General features: G+C 77.2%; 8 protein-coding genes. 2 read left to right on the forward strand and 6 right to left on the reverse strand.

Annotated features, from left to right (window positions below):
- Positions 1 to 257 precede the first annotated feature (257 nt).
- Together ACLIYP_RS27995 and ACLIYP_RS28000 are read right to left on the reverse strand one after the other, a co-directional pair.
- On the reverse strand, positions 258 to 1,676 hold the full coding sequence (locus tag ACLIYP_RS27995; RefSeq protein ID WP_412715884.1) for a HAMP domain-containing sensor histidine kinase: 1,419 nt from the start codon (positions 1,674 to 1,676) through the stop codon (positions 258 to 260).
- 75 nt (positions 1,677 to 1,751) lie between these two features.
- Entirely contained in the window at positions 1,752 to 2,459 is a 708-nt protein-coding gene (locus tag ACLIYP_RS28000) for a response regulator transcription factor (RefSeq protein WP_412715885.1), read from the reverse strand.
- Positions 2,460 to 2,555: 96 nt separating this feature from the next.
- Here ACLIYP_RS28000 and ACLIYP_RS28005 point away from each other — a divergent pair, with 96 nt between their 5' ends.
- The gene (locus ACLIYP_RS28005) at positions 2,556 to 3,104 is read left to right on the forward strand and encodes a hypothetical protein (RefSeq protein WP_412715886.1); all 549 of its coding nucleotides are present in this window, start codon (positions 2,556 to 2,558) and stop codon (positions 3,102 to 3,104) included.
- A 72-nt stretch (positions 3,105 to 3,176) separates the two neighbouring features.
- Here ACLIYP_RS28005 and ACLIYP_RS28010 read toward each other — a convergent pair whose 3' ends face one another.
- From ACLIYP_RS28010 to ACLIYP_RS28020, 3 genes are all read right to left on the reverse strand, one after another.
- Complete coding sequence (locus tag ACLIYP_RS28010) at positions 3,177 to 4,100, reverse strand: FAD-dependent oxidoreductase (protein ID WP_412715887.1); 924 nt, start codon at positions 4,098 to 4,100, stop codon at positions 3,177 to 3,179.
- 105 nt (positions 4,101 to 4,205) lie between these two features.
- The gene (locus ACLIYP_RS28015; RefSeq protein ID WP_412715888.1) at positions 4,206 to 5,084 is read right to left on the reverse strand and encodes a spermidine synthase; all 879 of its coding nucleotides are present in this window, start codon (positions 5,082 to 5,084) and stop codon (positions 4,206 to 4,208) included.
- Between the two features lie 57 nt (positions 5,085 to 5,141).
- Complete coding sequence (locus ACLIYP_RS28020; RefSeq protein WP_412715889.1) at positions 5,142 to 5,537, reverse strand: hypothetical protein; 396 nt, start codon at positions 5,535 to 5,537, stop codon at positions 5,142 to 5,144.
- 185 nt (positions 5,538 to 5,722) lie between these two features.
- On the opposite strand from ACLIYP_RS28020, the gene ACLIYP_RS28025 reads away from it, so the two are divergent.
- The gene (locus ACLIYP_RS28025) at positions 5,723 to 7,243 is read left to right on the forward strand and encodes a tetratricopeptide repeat protein (RefSeq protein WP_412715890.1); all 1,521 of its coding nucleotides are present in this window, start codon (positions 5,723 to 5,725) and stop codon (positions 7,241 to 7,243) included.
- Between the two features lie 21 nt (positions 7,244 to 7,264).
- Here ACLIYP_RS28025 and ACLIYP_RS28030 read toward each other — a convergent pair whose 3' ends face one another.
- The gene (locus ACLIYP_RS28030) at positions 7,265 to 7,873 is read right to left on the reverse strand and encodes a histidine phosphatase family protein (protein WP_412715891.1); all 609 of its coding nucleotides are present in this window, start codon (positions 7,871 to 7,873) and stop codon (positions 7,265 to 7,267) included.
- Positions 7,874 to 8,265: the final 392 nt, after the last annotated feature.

Here is an 8,265-nt window from a genome sequence, read left to right on the forward strand (position 1 = left end):
CGCCGCGGCGGACGGTGCGGGGCCCGGCTCCGCCGTCGCCGTACCGGCCAGGACCAGCCCGCCGGCCGCCACGATCGCCGCCACGGCCGCGTCGGCGATCGGCTGCCGCCGCCCGCCCGGGCGGCGCCACTGTGCGGCGATGCTCCTCATTGCGCTCCTGCCTCGATCCGTGGGGAACGTGGACAGGGAGCACGCTAGCGGGAGCGATTCCGGCGAAACGCCCGTTCCGGACGGGCGGCCGGGAACTTATGGCTCCCTTAAGGCCGGTCTACGGAACGGCTGAGGAACCGCCACCTTCGGTGCGCGCCCCGTCGCACCCTGTGTCCGCGCCGGCGGCCCGCCGCGTGGGCGTGCCCTCCGTCCGAGGACAGCAGGAGCCGTACCTCCGTCCCGCCGAGCACCGAGCGTCCGATCCGCACGTCCCCGCCGGTGGACTCCGCCACCCGCCGCACGATGTCCAGGCCCAGGCCCGTCGAACCGGGCCCGCCGTCGCCGTGGCCGCGCCGCAGCGCCGCGTCCGGGTCGTCGATGCCGGGACCCGCGTCGGAGACCAGCACGATCACCGAGTCGCCGGCGGCCGCGCGGTGGACGTCCACGGCGAAGGCGGTGCCCTCCGGGGTGTGGCGGAAGACGTTGCCGAGCAGCGCGTCGAGGGCGGCGGCGAGGTCGGCGCGGGCCACGGGGACGCGCACCGGCTCCCCGACCCCGGCCAGCTCCGCCTCTCGGCCCTCGTCCTCGGCGAGCGCGGACCAGAAGTCCATCCGCTCCCGGATCACCTCGGAGGCGTCGCAGAAGGCGCCGCCGCCCGGGGCGTCCGACGGCTGGGTCCGCTGCTCGCGCGCGGTGCGGATGATGTGGTCCACCTCCCGCTCCAACTGCGCGACGGCCGCGCGCGTCTGCTCGGCGGCGTCGCCGTCGCCGAGCGAGGCGGTGTTGAGGCGGAGCACGGTCAGGGGGGTGCGCAGCCGGTGGGAGAGGTCGGCGGCCAGCTCCCTCTCGTTGGCGAGCAACTGGGCGACCTGGTCCGCCATGGAGTTGAACGCGGCCGCGGCAAGGCGCAGTTCGGCCGGCCCCTCCACCGGGACCCGCACCGCCAGCCGCCCCGTGCCCAGCTCCCTGGCGGCCCCGGCCAGCCGCTCGGCGGCGCCCACCATGCGGGTGCCGAGCCGGTCGGCGATGACGACGGACGCCACGACGAGCGCGAGGCCGGTACCGGCCAGGACGAGCCAGGCGGTGGCGACACCGCCCGTGACCTCGTCCTCGGGCACGAACACCTCGACGACGGCCGACCGTTCGGTGACGACCGGCTGGAGCAGCACGAAGCCGCCCTCGACGGGCACGACCGTGGCCCCCTCCAGGGGGGCGGCGGACCGCAGCCTCCCCTCGTCCACCCGGCGTTCACCGATCTCCGCGCTCCCGTCCTCCCGGCCCGGGGGCGCGTACACGGCGATCCGCCCGGCGGCCTGCGCCGGCATGCTGGCCAGCCCGCGCTGGAGCGGGCCCCGGTCGCCCCCGGTGGCGGCGAGCAGGTGGGTGACGGAGGCGGCCAGCCGCTCGGCGCCCGTGAAGGCCCGGTCGCGGGCCATCTCCTTGACCACCAGGGCCAGGGGCACGGCGAAGGCCACCACGACCATCGCGGTCACGGCGATGCACACCTTGACCAGCGCCCGTCTCATGGGCCCCTCCCCCTCTCGTCTCCCGCGACCGCCCCGTTCCCCCGCGGCTCCACGGTCCCGCGGCCCCGGCCGGGCTCACCCCTGCGAGGACTCCCGCGGGGGCTCCAGTTTGACGCCCACACCGCGCAGTGTGTGCAGATAGCGGGGGTTGGCCGCGGTCTCGCCCAACTTCCTGCGGAGCCAGGAGAGATGGACGTCGATGGTCTGGTCGTCGCCGTAGCTCTGCTGCCAGACCTCCGCCAGCAGCTCCCTGCGCGGTACGACGACCCCGGGGCGCTGCGCGAGGAAGGCCAGCAGGTCGAACTCCCGGCGGGTCAGGTCCAGCGGACGTCCGTCGAGTTCGGCCTGCCTGCGCAGCGGGTCGATGACCAGCCCCCCGGCCCGTATCGCCCGGTCCGACCCGGCGCCCGGCGCGGCGCCCGTGCCGGCGCGGCGCAGCACGGCGGCCATCCGGGCGGACAGGTGCTCCACGGAGAACGGCTTGACCAGGTAGTCGTCGGCACCGTCGTTGAGCAGCCGGACGATCTCCGCCTCGTCGTCCCGCGCGGTGGCGATGATCACCGGTACCTGGGTGATCCCGCGCAGCATCTTCAGCGCCTCGGCTCCGTCGAGGTCGGGCAGCCCGAGGTCGAGTATCACCACGTCGAACCCGAAGTGCGCGACCTCCCGCAGCGCCTCCAGGGCCGTCCCGACGCTGCGCACGGTGTGGGAGGCCTCCGTCAGGTGCCTGATCAGGGCGGAGCGTACGAACTGGTCGTCCTCGACGACGAGTACACGTGCCATGGGCGGCACGTTACGGCATACGCGGACACGTCAAGGAGGTGCCGGACGGAGCGGTACGGCCGCGAGCGCGCGGCGAAAGCGGCTAGGGTGCGCGGGATGCGACGAGGACTGGTTCACGCGGGCGCGTGGGTGCTGGCCACCGGGTCGGCGGTGACCCTGTCCTGGTTCGGCGTGCACACCGTGGTGTCGGGCACCGCGTACGACCTGCCGCGGGCGCTGCCGATCACCTCGGGCACACCGGCGCCGTCCGCCTCGCGCCCCGGCCCCGAACCGGAGACCGCCTCCACCCGGCGGCCCAGGCCCTCCTCGACCGCCCGCTCCCCCGGGGCGTCCGGGCCCTCCGTCTCGCGCGGCTCCGGCGGGGCCCGCCGGGACGCCGGGCCGGGCGGGGGCGCCACGCGCGCCGGGGGCGGGTCAGGGAACGTGGAGAGCCGCGAGGTGCGCGGCGGCCGGGTCGCCTTCGACCTGGGCCGGGACTCGGCGGGCCTGGTCTCCGCCACCCCCAACCCCGGCTGGGAGATGCGGGTCTGGCAGGAGAGCGGGTGGATACGGGTCACCTTCAGCCGGGGCGAGGAGTCGTCGTCGGTCTTCTGCGTCTGGCACGGCTCCCGGCCACAGGTGACGGTCGACGAGCACGGGGGCTGACGGCCCGGGGGCACGGGGCCGGGGGCCGGGGCGGCCGGACTTCGCACGGCGTGCCGTCCGCGAGGGCCCGTCTCAGGACCCCGCGGCCGGACTCCGGCCGGCGTAGTAGGCGCGCAGGGCGGCCTCGGCGCCCGAGCCCATGGCCGTCATGATCCGCTGGAAGCGGGCCGAGCGCACATCGCCCGCGACCAGGACGCGGGGGTGCTGGCGCTCCGGCGGGCAGTAGCCCGCCGCGTCGCGGACGAGGTCGCCGGCCGGGGCGGCGGGAGCGCTGCCGATGTTGGCGACGACCGCGTCCGCGCGGACCACGGCCCGCCCTCCGTCGCGGCCGGTCGTCCCGGCCGTGACCGCCTCCTCCCCGGCGGTCCGCAGGACCAGGTGCCCGACGGGCAGGAGTGTGACGCGGGGGTCGTCCCGGATCTCCTCCACCTTGTAGTCGTCGCCCGGCGGGTGGGCCACCAGCAGACGGGTGCCGGTGTCCGGGTGGGCGCGCAGGAAGGTGCCCAGCGGGCGGTCGCCGCCGAGGACGAGCAGGGTGCGGCCCTCGGCCCGCCCGGGTTCCACCTCCCACAGCGGGGGCGGGGCGAGGCCGGCCGGGGCGGTGATCCAGGGCGCGTCCGCGGGCCGGAGCGGCCCGACGCCGGTGGCCAGGACCGCGTACGGGGCCGTCAGAAGGCCGCCGGAGTCCAGGGTGACGGTCACCCGGTCGTCGCCGGCGCGGATCCGGGTGACGCGGCGGCCGAGTTCGAGGCGGCACGGCCCGGTCCGCTCCAGGTCCGCCGTGACGGCGCCCGCCAGCTCCGGGCCGCTCGTGAAGCCGCCCAGGACGTTGTCCAGCGCCGGGATGCGGGCCAGGGTGCGGCACAGGGCGTCCGGTTCGACCAGCACCGAGCGCATCCCCACGCCCGCGGCCGTCCGGGCGGCGGCGCAGCCCGCCGGGCCTCCGCCGATGACGACCAGGTCGGTGTCGCCGGTGCGCGGCGCTGTGGTGGTCATGGGGCCATTCCAGCACCGGAGCCCCGTGCGGCGCGCGGATTCGCCGCACGGTGCCCGATCCGGGCGCGGGTCAGGTCCGGGCGCGGGTCAGGTCCGGGCGCGGCTTCAGCGCCGGTGGAAGACCCGCGCGGGCGGCTGCGGGGAGGGGGTGGCGGTGGCGTCCGTGACGGGGGCGGCGCCTCCGGTGAAGTCGGCCAGCGCACGGCCGTGTTCGACCCGGCCCGGGTGCGGGTCGCCCGCCGCGCGCCGGGTGAGCTCCGCCACGGGCAGCGCCCGGTCGGAGGCGGCCAGGACGGCGTTGCCGAAACGCCGCCCGCGCAGTACGGCGGGGTCGGCGATCAGGCACAGCTCGGGGAAGACTGCGGCGGCGGTGGCGACCTGCGCGCGCAGGTGGGCCAGCGGCGGCCCGTCGGCGAGGTTGGCGGCGTAGAGCCCGCCGGGGCGCAGCACGCGGCGGACCTCGTCGAGGAACTCGCCGCTGGTCAGATGGGCGGGGGTGCGGGCGCCGCCGAAGACGTCCGCGACGATCAGGTCGGCCCCGCCCCCGGGGAGCCTGGCGAGCCCGGCACGGGCGTCGCCGCCGCGCACCCTTATCCGCCAGGCGCCCTCCAGCGGCAGCTCGCGGCGGACCAGTGCGGTCAGCGCGGCGTCCGCCTCGAAGACCTGCTGGGTGGAGCGCGGCCGGGTGGCGGCGGTGTAGCGGGCGAGGGTGAGCCCGCCGCCGCCGAGGTGCACCGCCCGCAGCGGCTGCCCGGGCGGCGCGGCCAGGTCGATCAGGTGGCCGATCCTGCGCTGGTACTCGAACTCCAGGTACGCCGGGTCGTCGAGGTCCACATGGGACTGCGGCGCGCCGTCGAGCAGCAGCGTCCAGGCGCGCGGCCGGTCCGGGTCCGGCAGGAGCTGGGCCAGTCCGCCGTCGACCGGCTCGCTCACCGGCTCCCTGGTCCGCCTGCCGCCCTCGCGCCGCCGCCCGTTCCTCGCCACACGGTCCAGTATCACCCGTGCGGCCCACCCGCGCCCCGTGGGACCGCGCCCGCTCCCTCAGGCGCCGCCCTCGGCGGCGGCGATCGTACGGGCCGCCTCGCTCAGCGCGGCGCGCAGCCGGGCGGGCTCGGTGGTGCCCGTCTGGGCGCTCTCCGGGGGCACCAGCCATCCGGTGCCCGCCGGCGGCAGGCCGGCGGGGCGGCCGGGGCGGCGGTGGGCCGGGACGCAGACGCTGCCCGGCAGGTCCCAGCGCTCCGCGGTGCCGGGCGGCACCAGGAAGCCGAGGGTGCCGCCCGCGCCGTCGTGCAGCACCGGGCCCACGCTCTCGCGCAGGCGCAGGATGTCGACGGCCTCCAGGCCGTGCCGCGCGGGCACGGTCACCAGTTCGCAGGGCGCGTCCGGCACTCCGGCGGACGGCGGGCCGCCGCCGGTCTCGCAGCCGGTGTCCAGCACGGGGGAACCTCCTCCTGGGTCGTCCTCCACGTTCGCTACACGGGGCTCAACGAACCGGTCTGTCAACCGCTACGGCGCAATGCCGCCGCAAAGGATGGCAGTTCATGGCAGATCACGTGTCGGATATCCCGTTTGTCGGCAAAACGTCTCGTATCTTCCATGAGGCAGCCGGTACGGTCCCGGCCATGGCGTCGTCACCGTCACCCTCAGCGCCGGCGGGTCCGGGCCGCCAGCCCAACCTCGCCTTCCGGCGGCTGCGCGGGCGGCTCTCGCCGGGGGAGTTCGCGGCGGCCGTCCGCAGGGCGGCCCGGGAGATAGGCGAGAACGTCTCCTGCGACGCCCGGTACGTCGGGCGGGTGGAGGCCGGGGAGATCCGCTGCCCCAACTACGCCTACGAGCGCGTGTTCCTGCACATGTACCCGGGGTACTCGCTCACCGACCTGGGCTTCGAGCCCCGTCAGGCGGTTCGCGGGCGCACCGCGCGCGGACGGGGGGCGTACGACACCGCCGGCACGCCCGAAGACGCCCGTATGCGCCCCGGCTCCACCCGCCCGGAGCCGCCCTGCCCGACCCGCGATCCGGTCCACAGCCCGGACGATCGCCCGACCGACGAGGAGAGCGACGTGCTGCGTCGCGCGTTCATGACCGGCGGCCCGGCCGCCGTGGCGGCGGTGTCCCTGCTGTCCCTGGAGTCACTGGCCCACCCGGCCGCCGCCTCGGTACAGGCCTCCGCCCGGAGCGGCCGGCCCGGCGGGGCCGAGGCCGCGGCCGTCGAGGAGACGGTGCGCGACATCCGGCTGTTCGACGACCGGTACGGCGCCGACGGCCTCTACCGCCGGGCCGGCGGCGCGCTGCGGGCCGCGTACGACCTGCTGGACGCGGGCGCCCGGCGGCAGCCGACCGCCGACCGGCTGCACTCCGGGACCGGTGAACTGGCCCTCTCCGTGGGCTGGCTGGCCCATGACTCGGGCCGTCTCGCCGAGGCCCGCCCGCACTACGCCGAGGCCCTGGCCATCGCCCGGGTGGCCGGGGACCCCGCCCTGGAGGCGCACGCCTTCTGCAACACCTCCTTCCTCGCCCGCGACGCCGGGCGCCCGCGGGAGGCGGTACGGGCCGCGCAGGCCGGGCAGCACATCGCCCGCCACCTGGGCTCGGCGCGGCTGCTGTCGCTGCTGGCGGCGCGCGAGGCGGGCGGCTGGGCCCTCCTCGCCGACCGCACCGCCTGCGAGGAGTCGATCGGCCGGGCGCGGACGCTGTTCGAACGCGGCGCCCGCGACGCCGACCCGGAGTGGATGACCTTCTACGGCGAGGCCGAACTGAACGGGCTGGAGGCGCAGTGCTGGGCCGCGCTGGGCGACTGGGGGCGCGCGGCACGCCGCGCGCGCCGTGCGGTGGCCCTCCAGGACACGCACTTCGCCCGCAACACCGCCCTGTTCACCGCCGAACTGGCGGACGACCTCGCCGGCGGGGGCGAGGCGGAGGAGGCCGCCGGGTCCGCGGGCAGGGTGCTGGACCTGCTCGGGCAGGTGCGCTCCTCCCGCGTCAGCCGGATGCTCGACGGCACCGCCCGGCGGCTGCGCCACCACCGGGGCGTCCCGGCCGTCGCGGACTTCCTGGACCGCCTGGCCGAACGGGAGGGGCGGACGGGACCGGCGGCCGGGCGGACGGGGCGGACCGGGCCGGCCGAAGGGGCCCGGTCGGCCTGACGGCGGCCCGGCCGGGCCGCCTCACCTCCCCGGCAGGTCCAGGTGGCCCCGGTCGTTCCAGCTCTCGACGGCCGGCTCCCCGTACGCCCAGCCCAGCACCGACAGCGCTCCCGCGTCCAGGCGCAGCCGCGCGGCGAAGGACGGGTCCAGCCCGAGCCAGCGCGCGCCCAGCACCCTGAGCAGATGGCCGTGGGCGAAGACGAGCACGTCCCGCTCGGCCGAGCGCGCCCAGGCGACCACCTCGTCGGCGCGGGCGGCGACCTGCTCCAGGCGCTCGCCGTCCACCACGCCGTCGCGCCAGATGAGCCAGTCCCGGCCCGCCCGCTCCTTGATGCCGGCCGGGGTCAGCCCCTCGTACGCGCCGTAGTCCCACTCCAGCAGCGCGTCCCAGTCGGCGGCCCGGTCCCCGAAACCCGCCAGGCCGCAGGTCTCCCTGGCCCTCGACAGCGGGCTGGTGCGGACCTCGGCGTCCGGCAACCCGTCCCAGGGTGCGCCGCGCAGCCGCTCCCCCAGCGCCTCCGCCATGCCGCGTCCCTCCTCCAGCAGGGGGACGTCGGTGCGGCCGGTGTGCCGCCCGGACCGGGACCATGCGGTCTGGCCGTGCCGGACCGCGAGGATGCGCGCTGCCATTCCATGCCTTTCGAAAGGGGCTCCCGGCGCTGCCGCCGGGCTCACGGCCATCATCGCGCGCCGGGTCCGTGCGCCGCTCAACCCCCTGCCGCTCCCCTCGCGTCCTCCTCCCCTCCCCGCATCCGTGCCGCACGGCTTCGGTGGCGGGCCGAACCGCCGCCGGCCGCCGTGGCCCACGGCGCGCGCTGCCGAACCGGCGGCCCGCGCCACCGGTTCGGCGCGACCTCAACTCCACCGTTGTCACAGGCGGATGCCACACTTCCGCGGGTGAGCCACAACTCCGACAGCCAACCGACGACAGCCCTGCGCCGCCGGCTCGCCGAGCTGCGCGGCGCCGACGTCGCGCCCCGGCCGATGGACGCGCGGGCGCTCGCCGCGCTGGCCGCCAACCC

The sequence above is a fragment of the Streptomyces nanhaiensis genome (genome assembly GCF_046614825.1).
Classification (GTDB): Bacteria; Actinomycetota; Actinomycetes; order Streptomycetales; family Streptomycetaceae; genus Streptomyces; species Streptomyces radiopugnans.

What these genes read in the sequence shown, in the direction of transcription:
- ACLIYP_RS27995 (WP_412715884.1), bottom strand. Translation starts at nt 1,676, where the DNA reads ATGAGACGGGCGCTGGTCAAGGTGTGCATCGCCGTGACCGCGATGGTC.
- ACLIYP_RS28005 (WP_412715886.1), top strand. Translation starts at nt 2,556, where the DNA reads ATGCGACGAGGACTGGTTCACGCGGGCGCGTGGGTGCTGGCCACCGGG.
- ACLIYP_RS28025 (WP_412715890.1), top strand. Translation starts at nt 5,723, where the DNA reads ATGGCGTCGTCACCGTCACCCTCAGCGCCGGCGGGTCCGGGCCGCCAG.
- ACLIYP_RS28000 (WP_412715885.1), bottom strand. Translation starts at nt 2,459, where the DNA reads ATGGCACGTGTACTCGTCGTCGAGGACGACCAGTTCGTACGCTCCGCC.
- ACLIYP_RS28030 (WP_412715891.1), bottom strand. Translation starts at nt 7,873, where the DNA reads ATGGCAGCGCGCATCCTCGCGGTCCGGCACGGCCAGACCGCATGGTCC.
- ACLIYP_RS28010 (WP_412715887.1), bottom strand. Translation starts at nt 4,100, where the DNA reads ATGACCACCACAGCGCCGCGCACCGGCGACACCGACCTGGTCGTCATC.